Genomic DNA, 17,271 nt, shown 5'->3' with positions numbered 1-17,271 from the left:
CCAGAACAAATATATTTCAGATAGCATGTGCCTATGGATACAGGTTATCAGTGATGACATGTATGAGAAGAGTCATGCCGCCATAGCTGAGCCTATTACTTTGTTTACGGAAGCGGGTTGTTCATTGACTTTTAGATTGCCGGTTTTTTACATTTTGTCCGCCATGAACTGTGCTATAATATTGTTATCCTTATGGATTATGTAAACATAAACTCATGCGTTTTTGATAGGTCTAACATGACTTGGGGCCCGTTTCTCATTATTGCACTGCTGACGGGATCGAAGGATACGTATTGATTTAAAAATAGAATGAATATTGAAATTCAGTTATTAAGGGAACTATAGTCATATTTTAATATCATGTCAAATAATCTGATAGATGATCAATAGGATGTGAGATTATGAAAGGAATAATTCTTGCCGGTGGCAGCGGGACGCGCCTGTACCCGATCACCCGGTCAATTTCTAAACAACTGTTACCTATTTACGATAAACCGATGATTTATTATCCCCTGTCTGTGCTCATGCTGGCAGGGATCAGAGATATCCTGATTATCTCAACCCCAAAGGATACGCCGCGCTTTCAGGAACTTCTGGGGAACGGGTCTGACTGGGGTCTCCATCTCCAATATAAGGTGCAGCCCAGTCCGGATGGTCTCGCTCAGGCATTCCTGTTAGGGGAAGAATTTATCGGTGATGACCATGTTGCTCTTATTTTAGGAGATAACATTTTCTATGGTCACGGGTTTACAGATATTTTAAAGAAAGCCGCCTCGCAGGAGGCAGGGGCCACTGTATTTGGTTATAACGTGAAAGATCCGGAACGGTTTGGTGTTGTCGAATTTAATGATCAGGGTAAGGTGATTTCTATTGAAGAAAAACCGGCTGTGCCGAAATCAACTTACGCGGTTACGGGCCTCTATTTCTACGACAACCAGGTAGTAGATATCGCGAAAAGCATCAAACCATCGGCCCGCGGAGAACTGGAAATCACATCGGTCAATGAAGCGTATCTGAAGCAGGGCATGCTGAACGTGGAACTGCTCGGTCGCGGATTCGCCTGGCTGGATACGGGGACGCATGACTCTCTGCTTGATGCTTCTATGTTTATTCAGACGGTGGAGAACCGGCAGAGTCTGAAAGTGGCATGCCCGGAGGAAATCGCCTATCGTAAAGGCTATATTGATGCCGATAAGCTCTATGAACTGGCCCAGCCGCTCAAGAAAAACGGTTATGGGAAATATCTTCTTAATATGCTTAAAGTCAGAGTGTAAATTATTGAATGGCAGGTGTTTCTGTGTGTCGAAAATTAAAGTAACGGATACATCCCTGAAAGGGGTCAAGATTATTGAGCCCAAAGCCTTCGGGGATAATCGCGGGTACTTTATGGAAAGCTACAATGAGAAGGATTTCGAAGAAGAAGGATTACATATTAACTTTGTTCAGGATAATCAGTCGCTTTCAAGTGAACCGGGGATTGTCCGCGGCCTGCATTATCAGCTGAATCCGAAGTGTCAGACCAAATTGTTACGGGCACTGACCGGAGCGATTCTTGATGTGGTTGTTGATATCCGCAAGGGCTCCCCGACATTCGGAAAATGGGGCGGCTTTATTCTGAGCGAATATAATCGTCGCCAGCTGCTGATTCCCAAAGGTTTTGCTCACGGATTCTGCACGCTGACTCCGAATGTTAATGTATTCTACAAAGTGGACGCGTATTATGCACCGGAACAGGATCGGGGGATCATGTGGAACGACCCTGACATCGGTATTGAATGGCCGGTCAGTGATCCGATTCTTTCTGAAAAAGACAAGCATCATCCGCTTTTGAAGGATGCGGAGATCAACTTTGAGATGGGGGCTGAAGACTGATGAAACTGCTTGTGACCGGCGGCGCCGGCTTTATCGGCAGCAATTTTGTCCATCATATGATCCGCCTGCATCCGGAAGATACGGTGGTCAATTATGATTTACTGACCTATGCCGGTAATCTGGAAAATCTGAAGGACGTTGAAAATCATCCGAACTATCATTTTGTTCATGGCGATATCCGCAACCGCGAGCTGCTTGAACATGTGATCAACCAGTTCGGTATAGATACCGTCGTCAATTTTGCCGCGGAATCGCATGTTGACCGCAGTATCACTGAACCGGACATATTTGTAAAAACAAACGTGCTGGGGACGCAGACACTGCTTGATGTGGCGAAAAGCAGGAAGATCAATAAATACCTGCAGATCTCGACAGACGAAGTGTATGGTTCACTGGGCCCGGACGGCTACTTTACGGAGACCACGCCGCTGGCACCGAACAGTCCGTATTCGGCGAGCAAGGCTTCCGCAGACATGATGGTCCGTGCCTATTATGAAACCTATGGCATGAACGTCAATATTACGCGCTGTTCGAACAACTACGGTCCGTACCATTTTCCGGAAAAACTGATCCCGCTGGTCATTACAAACGCCCTTGAAGGTAAAGAGCTTCCGGTTTACGGTGACGGCAAAAATATTCGTGACTGGCTCTACGTTGAAGATCACTGCGCGGCGATCGATCTTGTTCTGCACAAAGGCAAGCCTGGAGAAATCTACAATGTCGGCGGACATAATGAAAAGCAGAATATCTACATTGTCGAGCTGATTGTCGATACGCTGGGCAAGTCCCGCGATCTGATTAAACATGTCACCGACCGCCTTGGCCATGATCGCCGCTACGCTATCGATCCGACAAAGATCGAAACGGAACTGGGCTGGAAACCGCAATACACGTTTGAAACAGGGATCAAAGAGACGATCCAGTGGTACCTCGATCATGAAGAATGGTGGCGTAAGATCAAATCTGGCGAATACATGGATTATTATAAGAAGCAGTATGGGGCGAAAAGTTATGTCAACTAAAGTTCTCGTCACCGGCGGACACGGCCAGCTCGGTACGGAACTGACCCTGATGCTGCAGAACAGGGGCTATGAAACTTTTGGACTCGGTCACCGGGATCTGGATATTACGAATCTGAGTCAGGTGCGTGACGTGTTTCAAACCATTCATCCGGATGTGGTCTGCCACACCGCCGCTTATACAGCTGTAGACAAGGCGGAAACCGATCGTAACGGGGCTTTTCTGGTCAATGCCTATGGGACGCGCAATGTCGCTATAGCAGCCGAGGAGGCTGGCGCAAAGCTTGTCTATGTAAGCACCGATTATGTATTTAACGGTGAAAAGGAGGGCACGTACTCCGAATTCGATCAGCCCTCACCGCTTGGCGTCTATGGACAGTCCAAATATGCCGGAGAGCAGTTCGTTCATGACTTCTCGACTAAATACTTTATTACCAGAACGTCCTGGGTGTATGGTCAGTACGGCGGCAATTTTGTGAAAACAATGCTGAAACTGGCGGAAAACCATGACCGGCTGAAAGTTGTCAATGATCAGCGCGGCTGCCCCACCTGGACAAGGGATCTTGCTGCAAAAATTATTGAATTAATTCAGACGGACCAATACGGCACTTACCATATTTCCAATTCCGGCAGCTGCACGTGGTACGAGTTTGCGAAAGCTATTTTTGAAATCAAGGGCATCGACATTCAGGTCGCCCCCTGCACGACTGAGGAATTCCCGCGACCGGCGAAGCGTCCCCACAACTCCGTATTCGAACATATGGCACTGCGACTGAACGGATTTGATGAAGTAGAGAATTGGAAAAGTGGCTTGAAAGACTTTCTCAGTATGAAAAGATAAAAGCATCTGTGTTACAGGATTCCGTATGTGACGCAGATGCTTTTATCTATATTGCTCCCACATTGAAGAATTCCTGTCATGAATCAGACGGGGATCTTTTTTCGCTTCATGCTTTTGATACACCCTAAAAATGCAGCTCTGGGCTGGTCACTTAGCCCTGTATTTCTTCGCACGGCTACCTTTATGCAACTTTTGAACTGTTTTTATAAAATACGGATAATTCCCTTTTATTCGACAACATATTTCTTATCAAAGCGCTATAATATTCCCTGTATTTATAAAAAAGATACAGAATATTTTGAACAAAATGGGGAAGGAGGAGCTGTACAGTCGGAATATGGGGAGCATGAGACTCAGTTTGACAGACAGTTTTCAACAAGCCAGCTGCATGGAATGGAATGTTTGAACGCGCACGGGTTATGAGAATTGCTCATTCATGAGTCAGGGGGAATATGAACGTGCATAAAAGTCAATGGGGTCAAGCGCTTTGCGTGCTGATTTGTTTCTTATTGCTCACGCCTGGATATGTTCAGGCCGCCCCGGTGTTTGATAAGACCATACCGATAAAAACATCTGTGAAAGAACAGGCGCCATCCTTAGCCAAAAACAAAATCAGTGCTGATCTGGATGACGTGTTTCAGTCAAAGAAGAACGCAACGTTCCTGGTGAAATTTAAAACACAGGCGGATACCAAAAAGGCAGCTGCCAATGCAAAAAAATTGGCGAGTAAGCAAAAAATGACGCCCGCGAAAAAGAAGTTTGCACAGAAATCCGCGGTGCTCAGCACGTTGCGGACGACCGCTTCTGAAACTCAGGCCAACGTCATCAAATATCTGGATGATGCAAAGAAAAAAGGCCTGGTCAAAAACTATCAATCTTTCTATATCGTAAACGGCATCGCCGTGACCGGCACGAAAGACGTGATGAAGAAGCTGGCGACATTTGCTGAAGTTGATAAAATTCTGCCGAACCGCACCCGGCAACTGACAGCGAATACAGCGATCACCTCTGGCAGCGAAACGGGTGAAGCAAAAGCGAAAACAAAGTCACAAGCAAAGGCAAAAACGGCAACGGATGATGAGGTCGCCTGGGGTGTTGCGCGGATTGGTGCTCCGTCAGCCTGGGGAATGGGCATTGACGGAACAGGTGTTGTGATTGCCAGCATTGATACCGGCGTGCAATGGGATCACCCGGCGCTGCAGGGCAAATATCGTGGCTATGATCCGGCCAGCCCGGATCAGCCGGACAATGAATACAACTGGTTTGATGCGGTGGCCGGCGAATCGACGCCCTATGATGATATCGGCCATGGAACCCACACCATGGGGACGATGGTTGGCGCGGAAAACGATGGGACGCATAAAATAGGCGTCGCGCCAGGCGCCAGATGGATTTCTGTAAAAGCGTTTACTCCGGATGGCGGGACCGATGTTGATCTGCTGGAGGCGGGTGAATGGATTCTTGCGCCGAAAGACGCTGCCGGCAATCCGCATCCGGAAATGGCCCCGGATATTGTTAATAATTCATGGGGCGGCGGACCTGGCCTTGATGAATGGTACCGGCCGATGGTGCAGAACTGGCGTGCGGCCGACATCTTCCCGGAATTTTCTGCGGGAAACACGGACCTGTTTAATCCGGGTGGCCCGGGTTCAGTAGCGGCCCCGGCGAATTATCCGGAAGCGTTCGCGGCCGGAGCCACGGACAGTAGCGACCAGCTGGCCGGGTTCTCTCTGCAGGGGCCGTCACCGTATGATGAAACGAAGCCCGATGTATCCGCGCCGGGCGTCAACGTGTACTCATCTGTACCGGGCAGCGCTTATGACGGTACGTACAGCGGAACATCGATGGCCGCGCCGCATGTAGCCGGGACGGCAGCGCTCCTGCTGTCGGCGGATGCATCGCTGACGGTTGATGAACTGGAACAGATCATCGTCGATACGGCGACACCGGCGACAGACAGTACCTTTCCGGAATCGCCGAATAACGGTTATGGCTCCGGGATCATCGACGCCTTCTCAGCGGTTACATCGATCACAACCGGCCTCGGGACGCTCACCGGCCAAGTCATGAAGGAAGGCGAGGACACGGAAGCGCCGGCCTATCAGCATACACCGGTTTCCGAGACGTATGAAGGGGTCGCGCTTCCGCTTCAGATCAGCGTTCAGGACAATATCAGCATCCAGTCCGTCCAGCTTCAGTATAAAATAGCTGACGGAGCGTGGCAGACGGTGGAAGGCGAGCAGACAGAAGGGGACTATCGCCAGGGCGTTTATCAGGCAACGATCCCGGGCGACGATCTTGCACAAGGCCCGCTGACCTATAAGTGGCACCTCACAGATTTTGGTGGAAATGAAGTCGACTCCGATCCCTATGAGGTCACCGTCCTCCCGCCAATCACAACGGGCTATTCACAGGACTTTGAATCCGTCCCGTCCGGCTGGCAGTCCTATGGGGATCAGAACAGCTGGGAATGGGGCGTGCCCGCCTCCGGGCCGGAACAGGCCGCATCAGGTGAAAAGGTCTACGCCACGAATCTGGAAGGGAATTACGACAATGATGCCAACGCAACACTATTGATGCCTCCTGTACACGTAGCGGAGGGGCAGAGCTATCTGCAATTTAAAAACTGGTATGAGATCGAGAACAATTACGATCACGGGCAGGTTTTCGTCTCAACAGATCAGGAAAACTGGACATCGGTCGCCGATTTCACCGGGGCAGGGTCCGGCTGGTCAGATATTTCGGTTGACCTGTCGGCATACGCCGGCCAGAACATTTTTATCGGTTTTAATCTCAGCACCGATTCGAGTGTCGTTCGACCCGGCTGGTATATTGATGATGTCTCGCTGACCGATACAGCGGCAACCGGCGCGACGAAGGCGACGCTCGGCCTGGCCGGAGCCGGGAAGCAGGCCGATGCACCATCACTGAGCAGTAAAAAGCCGGTAGATCCGAAGACGATCCAACCGCAGAAAGTGAAAAATGTCCGGCTGCCGTCGATTGAGTCCCGTTCGTTAAAATCCGCTCCGGCGGCAGAGACAAACGCGCTGCCGCTTGACGCGACAGTCACGGTTCTGGAAACGGGACGTGCGGTGTCCACTAATCCGGCGGACGGCAGTTATGCGATGCGGCACGCGGCGGGGACGTACACCGTGAAAGCCGAGAGATATGGCTTTGCATCGCAGGCACAAACGGTAGAGATTACCCGTGACGGGACGACGGAATCCAGTTTCATGCTTCAGCCGATCCCGCAGGGCACCATTACCGGTACGATCACGAATGACGCCACAGGCGCCCCCGTTTCCGGCGCGACCGTCCAGGTTATGGAAGACGCGAACATCGCGCCGGTGCAGACGGACAGCAACGGGCATTTCGAATTAACGGTCTATGAGGGAACCTATACGCTGCATGTCGGTGCCCCGAATTATTACGCCGGCGACGTTCAGGTCACCGTGGCGGGTAATGAATCGACGGAGAAAAATGTCGCTCTGGAACCCTTCATCGGCTATCCGGGCGAAATCGGCTATGATGATGGCACAGCAGAAAATGCCCATGCCTTCTATGACGCCGGAAACGGCTGGGCGGTGAAAATGTCACTCGCTGAGGGGCAGGACACGGCCATGGTAACAGGCGGGCTGTTCCGGTTCTGGACGGATGAATGGCCGGTACCGGGCGGCACGGACTTCAAGGTCGCCGTGTATGATGCTACCGGTCCGGACGGTGCGCCGGGCAACCTGCTTGCCGGTCCGGTCGATGCGACGGCACTCCGGGATGGATCATGGACGCGGGTCAATCTCTCCGATAAAGGGATACTGGTCCACGGCGATTTCTATATGGTCTACATTCAGACGGATGTCAATACACAGGCGCCGGGGCTCGCGACCGATGAAGACGGGACGAACGCGGGCCGCAGCTGGCAGCTGGTATCAGGTAGCTGGGCGCCGTCACCTGCCGAAGAGGGCAACTATATGATCCGCTCGACCGTCAGCTATGAAGTCAGTGTACCGGTGATCACCGCGCCAGCGACGAACATCTACACGAATCAGGAAAGGGTATCCGTTGAAGGGAAAACAGCGCCGGCAACAACGGTCAATCTGCTTAATCATGGAGAAAAAGTGGCGGAGACCACATCTGCCGAAGACGGGACGTTTGCTTCAGACGTCGCCCTTCAGACAGGCGAGAACGAGATTACAGCGACGGCTTCCACCGACAACGGCACCACCGATCCGTCAGCACCGGTGACCGTCTTCCTGGATCAGACGAAACCGGGTCTGACGATTGACAGCCCGGCAGATGGATCCAAGACCAACCGTGAAGCCGTCACGGTCAGCGGGACGGTGGATGAGGCCAATCTTGACTCGGTGAAGGTCAACGGACAGACCGCCGATGTCACAGAAGACGACGGCTATTCGAAACGGATCCTGCTCGACAGCGGAGTCAACACCATCGAGGTGGTCGCTAAGGATAAAGCCGGAAACGAAGAAAGCCGGTCGATCCGCGTCGACGCGAAATTCACCGCACCGGAAATCACAAACTTGAAACCGGACGAAGACCGTTATCTGGATGCCGGCCAGACGGTGAAAGTGGCCTTCGACAGTGAGCCGGGTCTGGAAAGCACCTTTGTGATTCAGGCACCGCTGACCAACACGAGAGCCCGAACCACTCATGAAGCGAATGAACTGCCGCTAACTGAAACTTCAGCAGGGCATTACGTGGGCTACTGGACAGCCACCTCAAACCTCACCGCCGATGGCGCGCAGATTGAGGTTAAAGCAAGGGATGCCTACGGTAACGAGACGCGTCAGACCGCTGCCGGTAAACTTTTCATCAATATCCCGAACGAAAAGCCGGTCGCACAGTTCGATGCGCCTGCCAAAGCGAAGAAAAACAAAGTCGTCACCTTTGACGCCTCGGCGTCTTTGGATCCGGACGGGCGCCTGGTCACGTACGCCTGGACATTCGGCGACGGCGGCACGGCCGAAGGGGAAACGGCTACCCATCAATTCACGAAGAAAGGCAAATACAACGTCAGACTGACCGTGACAGACAATCGCGGCAAAAACGACTCAATCACCCGCACGATAAAAATCACGCGCTAATCCGTGAGAAAATGGCTGGCGAGAGACTAAGCACTGATCAAATGACCGGAGAGCAGAAAAAAATGCGCTCCGGTATTTTTTTAATAATCAGAATCTCGCTTTTGCTCGCCATAAACTGTGCTATAATACTGTTATCCTGACAAATATGTAAAAAGAAACATATATTTCGTGCGTTTTTGATAAAGTTGGTATGATTTGCTCGCTTTCATTGGACACAACTGAATATGAGAGACGGTCACGAACAATTAAAAAATAGCCCATCGAATGGTCCGCTACATTACATTCCTGCTGACCGCCAGTTTACAGTTATAGCTTGATGAGGTGAATATTATGGCAATCATTAAACCATCCATTGGAGAAGATCAACTATTTAAACAAGAAGAGATACATACTTCCGGCCGGGTGAAAATAAAAGAGAAACCCCTTTATTTTCGGGTTAAGAGACTTACAGATATTGCCGGTTCTTTAATTGGACTTGTTTTACTTTTCCCTGTTTATCTCATTATTGGCCTGCTGATCAAGCTGGACGACCCAAAAGGGAAAATTATATTTAAACAGGTGCGGGTTGGTAAAAACGGCCGGCTGTTTTATATTTACAAGTTTCGTTCTATGGTCAGTAACGCCGAACAGTTACTGAACAAACTCCTCGATAAAAACGATACGACAGGGGCCATGTTTAAAATGAAGCACGACCCCAGAGTGACAAGAATCGGTCACTTTATCCGGAAAACCAGTCTGGATGAACTCCCCCAACTGGTTAATGTGTTAAAAGGAGATATGAGTCTGGTCGGTCCACGGCCTCCGCTCCCTAAAGAAGTGAAGAACTATACAAATTATGACAAACAGCGGCTGCTGGTTGTGCCGGGCTGCACGGGTCTGTGGCAGGTCAGTGGCAGAAGTAATGTCGGATTTAAAAAAATGGTCGAACTGGATATCGACTATATTGAACACAGATGTGTGTCCCTGGATCTTAAAATTATATTAAAAACCTTTACCTTGCTGAAGGGATCAAAAGATGCGTATTAAGAGGTTACCGTATTTACCGGTATGAGTACATATGAATTTTCCACAAACTGTTTATTCAGATGAAGCCTACCTGTGTTATAATTACCGGTACTTTAGTAACAGAAGCTGATCCCAAATTCCTGCTGCTAAATGTTTTGAAGATAATCATTGCCCGACAGAATCTATGCTATAATACGATTAGCTTTAAATTCTTTCAGACAGAAACTATTACTCTTGTGTTGGGGGATATTATGGAAGAGACGATCAGCCTTAAAGAGATCTTTCAGACACTCAGAAAAAGAATCTCTCTTATACTTATTATTACACTTCTGGCAGTAACAGCCAGTGCAGTAGTCACCTACTTTATCATGACACCGAAATATGACGCATCAACGCAGATCCTTGTCAATCAAGCGAATTCAAACAACAATAATTTATATCAGGGTAATGCCGTACAGACCAACGTACAGCTGGTCAATACCTATAGTGTGATCATCAATAATCCTGCCGTCCTGAACCAGGTCATTAAAAAAATGAACCTGGACATGTCAGCCGAGGAACTGAAAGGCATGCTGACGGTGAATACGGAACAAAATTCACAGGCATTCACCTTAACAGCGGAAACGGACAGCCCGTCACAGTCCGTCAAAATTGTGAATAATGTCGCAACCGCCTTTAAATCCCAGGTGCAGAAAGTGATGAATGTGGATAACGTCAGCATTCTTGCACCGGCAACAGTCGGGGGAAGTGCAGATCCGGTGAAACCGAAGCCGATGATCAATCTGGCGATCGCTTTTGTTGTCGGTCTGATGGTTTCTGTAGGGCTGGCTTTTCTGCTTGAATATCTGGATAACACGATTAAGACAGAAGAAGATATTGAGCAGGTGCTGGGCCTTCCGGTACTTGGTGCTGTCTCAGAAATTAAATCACATCATGAGAAGACATCCCGATCCGGCGCCCATGCCGCATCGCACAATCATGTGAGAGGGGGAAGCCGAGTTGAGGCGAAGTAAATTTGTATCAAAACAGCGACATCTGATCACGTTTTATAAGCCCAAGTCTACGACTGCTGAACAGTACCGGACAATACGGACGAATATTGACTTTTCCCATGTCGACAGTGATCTGAAGACGATCATGTTTACTTCAGCCGGCCCGGGTGAGGGGAAGTCAACCACAGCAGCCAATGTGGCAACAGTGATGGCACAACAGGGCAAACGCGTCCTGCTGATTGACGCAGACATGCGAAAACCGACCATGCATTATACGTTCCGCCTGATCAATACACAGGGCCTGACCACCCTGCTGACCAAACGGACGACTTTTGATGAGACCATCCAGAAAACAGAGGTCGAAAATCTCTATGTTCTGACGAGCGGTCCGATTCCGCCGAATCCTGCAGAACTCCTCAGTTCTGTAGTCATGGACAGCTTTATCAAGCATGCACTCACGCTTTTTGATACGGTCATTATTGATACGCCTCCGGTACTGGCTGTAACGGATGCCCAGATTCTGGCTAATCTCTGTGATGGAACCGTACTGGTGGTACGGAGCGGAGAGACAGAAAAGGAAGCCGCACTGAAGGCCAAAGACCTGCTTTCCAAAGCGAAAGCGAAAGTTCTTGGCGTCGTCTTAAATGGTAAACCAATATCCAAATCCGACAGTCATTACTATTATTATTATGGCAATGATTAATGTGGTTTTACCTGCTTTTTAAAAATACGACATGGAGAGGAGAGGAGTAAATGATTGATATACATTGCCATATCCTTCCGGGCATTGACGACGGAGCTGCTGATGAACAGGTTTCGCTGGCCATGGCCAGACAGGCGGTGGCCGAAGGCATCACTCAGATTGTCGCCACACCGCATCACCGTAACCGGCACTGGGATAACCCAAAGCCCTCCATTATAAATATGGTCAAAACATTGAACCAACTCTTTGAACAGAACCAGATAGGCTTAACCGTCCTTCCCGGTCAGGAACCGCGCATATTCGGCGAAATGGCTGACCCGGATTCGGAAGCGGAACTGGTGACGGTCAATGATAACAAGAAATACATCCTCGTCGAATTTCCAACCCACCATGTTCCAAGATATGCCCAGCAGCTTTTCTTTGATCTGCAGGTCAAAGGGATCACGCCCGTAATCGTCCATCCGGAACGCAATCAGGAAATTTTTGAACATCCGGAGATCCTCTACAACTTTATCACAGATGGGGCACTGTCTCAGGTTACAGCGTCCAGTTTGATTGGCAAAGAGGGGAAGAAAGTCAAAAAGCGAACCCTGCAGTTTATTGAAAACAATTTGTCTCAATTCGTTGCATCAGACGCGCATAACGTCACGGCTCGCCCCTTTCATATGCAGGAGGCTTTTATTGAGTTAAAGAAACAGTTTGGTAGAGAGCTACCCCATACTTTCAGAGAAAACGCGGAACTGCTCATTAATGGGGAGCTCGTCAATCGAGAGGAACCGGTTGAAATAAAAGAAAAGAAATTTTTCGGGATCTTTTAGTCAGGGGGAAGATAAGATGAAAATCGCTGTAATTGGCACAGGATATGTCGGGCTTGTTACCGGAGTGGCCCTTTCTGAAATTGGACATACGGTGACTTGCATCGATGTAGATCCAGAGAAAGTAAAAACACTCAGTCAGGGCACGCCAACGATCTATGAACCTGGTCTTGAAGAACTGATGAAGAAGAATATGGCTGCACAACGCTTATCGTTTACTTCAATACATAAAGAAGGTTTGGACGGGGCGGACGTCGTCTATATCGCAGTCGGCACGCCGAAACGTACCGACGGGTCCGCCAATCTTGATTACGTCGAACAGGCGGCAAAAGATATCGCAGAAAACATCACAGAGGACACAATTGTTGTGATCAAGAGTACGGTTCCCGTCGGTACAAACTTTCATATTAAAAAGGTCATCAACGCCCATACACATAACGGCGTTCAAGTAAAAATCGCCTCCAACCCCGAATTTCTCCGTGAAGGTTCTGCTGTCAAGGACACCTTCCATGGCGACCGAATCGTTATCGGGGCCGAAGATCCTGAAACGGCTGATGTTCTGGCAGAGGTCAACAAACCTTTTGATATGCCTATTCTGAAGACCGATATCTCCAGTGCGGAAATGATTAAGTACGCGTCAAATGCGTTCCTGGCAACCAAAATCAGTTTCATCAATGAGATTGCCAATATCTGCGACACACTCGGTGCTAATGTCGAGAATGTCGCGAGGGGCATGGGCTACGATCATCGCATTGGTCCCGACTTTCTCAAGGCTGGAATTGGCTACGGCGGTTCCTGTTTCCCAAAGGACACGAACGCCCTGGTCCAACTTGCCGGCAACCATCATCATGAGTTTAACCTTCTAAAGTCGGTCATCGAAGTCAACAACAAGCAGCAAGTCATTCTGCTCGACAAAATTCTTGACCGATTCGGCGGCAACCTGAGGGGAAAACGTGTTGCTGTTCTTGGACTGGCCTTCAAACCGTTCACAGATGACCTGAGAGAATCACCTGCATTAGTCATGATTCCAGAACTTGTCAAAGCAGACGCAAACGTCATTGCTTATGACCCGATTGCAGTGGAGAATGCAAGGAAACAGATTAAAGAGAATATTGATTATACGATAAATCTCGAGGCTGCTTTGCGAGGTTCTGACTTTGCCTTGATTTTGACGGACTGGCCGGATGTGAAAGAAATTGATTTGGAAAAGTACAAACAACTACTGAGAGAGCCGGTTGTGTTTGACGGACGGAATTGCTACCCACTAGATGCGGTAAAACAAGCCCATCTGGAATACTACTCCATTGGACGTCCCAATCAGACATCTGAGTTAATTAGCTGAAAATTAACCTATTAGACCATATCAGAATGGTCTGTACAATTTCTGTACACGAATTTACTTAATGGAGCATTGATCTTTCGGAAAAATGTAAAATGGCCTCATCCGAATTATCGATCAAAAATGATACACCCTATACTATATATAAGTATCGAAAATACAACAAAAGAGTTAAGTAATAAAATTGAAGATAAGAAAATCTGTTTTTTCACGAAAAGAGTCATGGACATTACAGGTGTGTTACTCGGTTTACTAATACTGCCCCCCATCTTATTATCGTTACTCTTCTGATAAAAAAGGAGGATCCAAGGAGTCGTGTGTTCTTTTCACAAGTCCGTATAGGTAAAATGGACAGGCATTTCATATCTACAAATTTCGATCAATGATCAAAAATGCCGAGTAGTTACTCAATCAATTAATTAATCGATAAAAATGAAATGATGGGGACCATGTTCAAAATGAAAGACTAGGCGCAGTTACCCAGATTGGTTATTTCATTAGAAAAACCAGTATCGATGAATTCCCTAAACTTGTCATTGTCTTAAAATGCGAAATGAGTTTAGTTGGTCCATGGAAATAAATAATAATAAATCGTTGAAAATGAGTGGTTAGATGAGTGGAATATCTTTTGTAATTCCTGTATATAATCCGGGGAACGATTTCAAACAAATTCTCAACTCTATTAAATTATACGAGTCGGAAAGCCATTATGACACTGAAATTATAGTTGTAGATTCATCTCCATCTGCTAATACAACAGATTTCGTTAGAAATGATTCATCAGTAAATGTAATTAAAATTGAATCGAGTAATTTTAATCATGGTGGCACAAGGAACCAAGCTTTTAATATTTCTAAAGGTGAATACGTAGTTTTTTTGACTCAGGATGCAGTTCCAAGCAGTCCCGAATGTTTTAAAAAAATTATTAAGAATATGGAAAAAGATCCTTCTATCGGAATGGCATATGGGAGGCAACTACCAAAAAGGGATGCTAAGTTATTTAGCAAATTAGCTAGAGATTTCAATTACCCTTCACAAAGTAGAGTAAAGTCTTTAAAAGATAAAGATAACTTAGGGATAAAAACTGTTTTTGTATCAGATTCATTTGCTGCATATAGAAGATCGGCATTAATCGATGTAGGAGGATTCCCAAGGAATACCATACTGAGTGAGGAAACATTTGTGGCTGCAAAGATGCTAACAAAAGGGTATTCAATTGCATACGAAGCTGATGCGTGTGTTTATCACTCTCACAATTATACCTGTATTCAGGAATTTAAAAGATATTTTGATACTGGTGTTTTTTACGGGAGGGAGAATTGGATAACCAAGAAATTTGCTCATGCTGAAAGTGAAGGAAGAAAATTCATAATTTATCAGCTAAGAGAAATAATATCATTTCATTACTTTCATCTAATACCAGAATTCTTGTTTAGAAATGCATTGAAGTATGTTGGTTATAAATTGGGGACCATGGAGAAATATATTCCTTTAAGAATAAAAAAGAAAATAAGTATGAATACAAATTATTGGGAAAATTGGGGAAGCAAATGAATAATCCAGACATTGCAATAATACTAGTAAATTGGAATGGATATAGGGATACCATTGAATGTTTGAAGAGTTTAAACAATTTAACGTATAATCATTTTCAAGTATTTATTGTTGATAATGGTTCTACTGATAATTCATATGCCCTGATTTATGAACACATTACACACAATTTTCAATATAAATTTGAAATTCAACTTATCCAAAACAAGGAGAATATGGGATTTGCTGGTGGAAATAATATTGCTATCAAGAGAGCATGCAAATTAGGATTTCAATATATATGGCTACTAAATAATGATACAATTGTTGATTCCAGTTCTTTAAGCACTTTAGTTTCATGTATAACCAAGAATAGAAATGTTGGCATTGTCGGTTCAAAAATATTTTATTATAATACAAATAAAATTTGGTTTGCAGGGGGATTAGTTAATCTTAAAACCGGAAAAGTTAAGCATATTGGCATAAAAAAGTTTAATAACGAATCATATAATCACATAAGGGAAGTTGATTATATAACTGGATGCAGTATGTTGTTTCGTTCAGAAATAATAAGATCGATTGGATATATTAGCGAGGATTACTTTCTTTACTACGAAGAGACAGATTTTAATGTGAAGGCCCATAAAGCGGGGTGGAAAATAATTTTTGTACCTAATTCGATTATATATCATAAAGTATCAGTTTCTTCAGGTGGAGAAAATAATTTATCACCTTATTATGCATACTATGATATTCGAAATGCATTTTGGCTATGCAAAAGAAATAATGCTGGGTTACCTGTGTTAGCTTTTTTGTATATGATTTATAAGTCAATTAAAAAGATGATTCAGATTGTAATTAAAAACCAAAAGAATAAAAAAGAAAGAATATATTTAATTTTAAATGGAATAAGAGATGCTTTATTAAAATAAATGAAAGTATTTAAGCGTATAGACAGGGAGAACAAATTTTAATGAGAAAAAAAATATATATATTACACCAAACTGGTGCTCCTAGACATTTTGAATCACTTTTTTATATGAATAAGAAAAATAGAAAATATAATGATGTAGTACAAGTTGAGTTTAACATTATTAGAAAATTAGGGAAGGGCCTTCTAACCTTTAAATTAGGATACATAAAAAAAGCAGTAATGAATCTATTTTATCTTGTGAATTTTTTGTTTACAAAAAACAAAACAATAATAGTGGGAATTGCTCCATATGATATTTTCATCATATATATGCTTATTTTAAAAAAGAAGCACAAGTTGATATATTATTCTTCTTGGCCATATTGGAATTTAACAAAATACCCCAAAAGAATATTTTTTAAAAGCCAAGTGCATATGTGGCAAGTATTTTTGAAAGATATTAAAGTAGTCGCTGTCACCGATAAAGTAAAAAAAGGACTCAGTCAATATACATCAAATATAACGGTTATTCCACATTGCATTAATCCATCTATTTTTAATGGAAACACTGCTAATAAGATTAATTCATCTTTGCGTTTCCTTTTTGTTGGTAGAATCACTGAATCTAAGGGGATTAATATCATTATTGACATAATTGAAAACGATAGAAATTCAAAATATAATGAATGGTGGTTTGTTGGTGAAGGCAATTTGTCAAATAAAATAAGATTAATATGTGACAGAAGAAAAAATTGTAAGTATTTTGGGAAAATATCAGAGCAAAATAAGCTTGCCCAAATATATAAACAGTGTGATGTATTATTACTTCCTTCAATACCTCAGAAAAATTGGGAAGAACTGTTTGGCATTGTTTTAATAGAAGCAATGGCATGTAAAGTTGTTCCAATATCATCAAGTGGAGTTGGGCCGAGTACTATAATACGAAACCAAGTTGATGGATTACTGTTGAAAAGTGTTGATTCAATATCTCTAAAAAAAGCAATAATAAGTATAGTATCTGACCCTAAAAAGCTAGAATTTATGCAACATAATGCCTACCAAAGGGTAATGTCAAATTATAGCATAAATATTACATCCCAACTATGGGCTAAAGTTCTACAACATGATATTTGATAATTT

14 protein-coding genes and 1 pseudogene are annotated in these 17,271 nt (G+C 45.3%); all 15 read left to right on the top strand.

The annotated features are described in order from the left end of the window. The first annotated feature begins 401 nt into the window (after positions 1–401). Positions 402–1,274 (top strand): glucose-1-phosphate thymidylyltransferase RfbA, encoded by an 873-nt coding sequence (gene rfbA, locus EWH91_RS02010; RefSeq protein ID WP_129928351.1) that lies wholly within the window; start codon positions 402–404, stop codon positions 1,272–1,274. Between the two features lie 34 nt (positions 1,275–1,308). After that, complete coding sequence (rfbC, locus tag EWH91_RS02005; protein WP_206184268.1) at positions 1,309–1,872, top strand: dTDP-4-dehydrorhamnose 3,5-epimerase; 564 nt, start codon at positions 1,309–1,311, stop codon at positions 1,870–1,872. Continuing rightward, the gene (gene rfbB / locus EWH91_RS02000) at positions 1,872–2,894 is read left to right on the top strand and encodes a dTDP-glucose 4,6-dehydratase (protein WP_129928349.1); all 1,023 of its coding nucleotides are present in this window, start codon (positions 1,872–1,874) and stop codon (positions 2,892–2,894) included. The genes rfbC and rfbB overlap by 1 nt, the downstream gene beginning before the upstream one ends. Continuing rightward, positions 2,884–3,732 carry a dTDP-4-dehydrorhamnose reductase gene (gene rfbD / locus EWH91_RS01995; protein WP_129928348.1) on the top strand — a complete coding sequence of 283 codons (849 nt, stop codon included), beginning with the start codon at positions 2,884–2,886 and terminating at the stop codon, positions 3,730–3,732. The genes rfbB and rfbD overlap by 11 nt, the downstream gene beginning before the upstream one ends. A gap of 78 nt (positions 3,733–3,810) precedes the next feature. Continuing rightward, positions 3,811–4,155, top strand: a complete 345-nt coding sequence (locus EWH91_RS01990; protein ID WP_129928347.1) for a hypothetical protein — start codon at positions 3,811–3,813, stop codon at positions 4,153–4,155. A gap of 35 nt (positions 4,156–4,190) precedes the next feature. Beyond that, the gene (locus EWH91_RS01985; RefSeq protein ID WP_240697231.1) at positions 4,191–8,831 is read left to right on the top strand and encodes a S8 family serine peptidase; all 4,641 of its coding nucleotides are present in this window, start codon (positions 4,191–4,193) and stop codon (positions 8,829–8,831) included. A 330-nt stretch (positions 8,832–9,161) separates the two neighbouring features. Beyond that, complete coding sequence (locus EWH91_RS01980) at positions 9,162–9,857, top strand: sugar transferase (RefSeq protein ID WP_129928345.1); 696 nt, start codon at positions 9,162–9,164, stop codon at positions 9,855–9,857. Between the two features lie 230 nt (positions 9,858–10,087). Then, positions 10,088–10,849, top strand: a complete 762-nt coding sequence (locus EWH91_RS01975) for a YveK family protein (protein WP_129928344.1) — start codon at positions 10,088–10,090, stop codon at positions 10,847–10,849. Then, positions 10,836–11,531: a CpsD/CapB family tyrosine-protein kinase gene (locus tag EWH91_RS01970; RefSeq protein ID WP_129928343.1), complete on the top strand. Its 696-nt coding sequence runs from the start codon at positions 10,836–10,838 to the stop codon at positions 11,529–11,531. The genes EWH91_RS01975 and EWH91_RS01970 overlap by 14 nt, the downstream gene beginning before the upstream one ends. 50 nt (positions 11,532–11,581) lie before the next feature. Then, on the top strand, positions 11,582–12,349 hold the full coding sequence (locus EWH91_RS01965) for a tyrosine-protein phosphatase (RefSeq protein WP_129928342.1): 768 nt from the start codon (positions 11,582–11,584) through the stop codon (positions 12,347–12,349). 16 nt (positions 12,350–12,365) lie between these two features. Further along, on the top strand, positions 12,366–13,688 hold the full coding sequence (locus tag EWH91_RS01960; RefSeq protein WP_129928341.1) for a UDP-glucose dehydrogenase family protein: 1,323 nt from the start codon (positions 12,366–12,368) through the stop codon (positions 13,686–13,688). 463 nt (positions 13,689–14,151) lie between these two features. Next, positions 14,152–14,265: pseudogene (locus EWH91_RS14945) on the top strand (sugar transferase); the annotation flags it as partial. 32 nt (positions 14,266–14,297) lie between these two features. Then, positions 14,298–15,239 carry a glycosyltransferase family 2 protein gene (locus tag EWH91_RS01950; RefSeq protein WP_129928340.1) on the top strand — a complete coding sequence of 314 codons (942 nt, stop codon included), beginning with the start codon at positions 14,298–14,300 and terminating at the stop codon, positions 15,237–15,239. Further along, complete coding sequence (locus EWH91_RS01945; protein ID WP_129928339.1) at positions 15,236–16,150, top strand: glycosyltransferase family 2 protein; 915 nt, start codon at positions 15,236–15,238, stop codon at positions 16,148–16,150. Before EWH91_RS01950 ends, EWH91_RS01945 begins: the two co-directional genes overlap by 4 nt. Before the next feature lie 41 nt (positions 16,151–16,191). Beyond that, positions 16,192–17,265, top strand: a complete 1,074-nt coding sequence (locus tag EWH91_RS01940) for a glycosyltransferase family 4 protein (RefSeq protein WP_129928338.1) — start codon at positions 16,192–16,194, stop codon at positions 17,263–17,265. Positions 17,266–17,271 lie beyond the last annotated feature (6 nt).

The organism is Sporolactobacillus sp. THM19-2 (assembly GCF_004153195.1).
Lineage (GTDB): Bacteria > Bacillota > Bacilli > Bacillales > Sporolactobacillaceae > Sporolactobacillus.
This window is presented reverse-complemented; position numbering and strand designations above follow the sequence as displayed.

Bases quoted from the DNA above. Each gene is read 5' to 3' on its own strand.
- rfbA (WP_129928351.1), top strand. From the start codon at position 402: ATGAAAGGAATAATTCTTGCCGGTGGCAGCGGGACGCGCCTGTACCCG.
- rfbB (WP_129928349.1), top strand. From the start codon at position 1,872: ATGAAACTGCTTGTGACCGGCGGCGCCGGCTTTATCGGCAGCAATTTT.
- rfbD (WP_129928348.1), top strand. From the start codon at position 2,884: ATGTCAACTAAAGTTCTCGTCACCGGCGGACACGGCCAGCTCGGTACG.
- EWH91_RS01990 (WP_129928347.1), top strand. From the start codon at position 3,811: ATGAATCAGACGGGGATCTTTTTTCGCTTCATGCTTTTGATACACCCT.
- EWH91_RS01980 (WP_129928345.1), top strand. From the start codon at position 9,162: ATGGCAATCATTAAACCATCCATTGGAGAAGATCAACTATTTAAACAA.
- EWH91_RS01975 (WP_129928344.1), top strand. From the start codon at position 10,088: ATGGAAGAGACGATCAGCCTTAAAGAGATCTTTCAGACACTCAGAAAA.
- EWH91_RS01965 (WP_129928342.1), top strand. From the start codon at position 11,582: ATGATTGATATACATTGCCATATCCTTCCGGGCATTGACGACGGAGCT.
- EWH91_RS01960 (WP_129928341.1), top strand. From the start codon at position 12,366: ATGAAAATCGCTGTAATTGGCACAGGATATGTCGGGCTTGTTACCGGA.
- EWH91_RS01950 (WP_129928340.1), top strand. From the start codon at position 14,298: ATGAGTGGAATATCTTTTGTAATTCCTGTATATAATCCGGGGAACGAT.
- EWH91_RS01945 (WP_129928339.1), top strand. From the start codon at position 15,236: ATGAATAATCCAGACATTGCAATAATACTAGTAAATTGGAATGGATAT.
- EWH91_RS01940 (WP_129928338.1), top strand. From the start codon at position 16,192: ATGAGAAAAAAAATATATATATTACACCAAACTGGTGCTCCTAGACAT.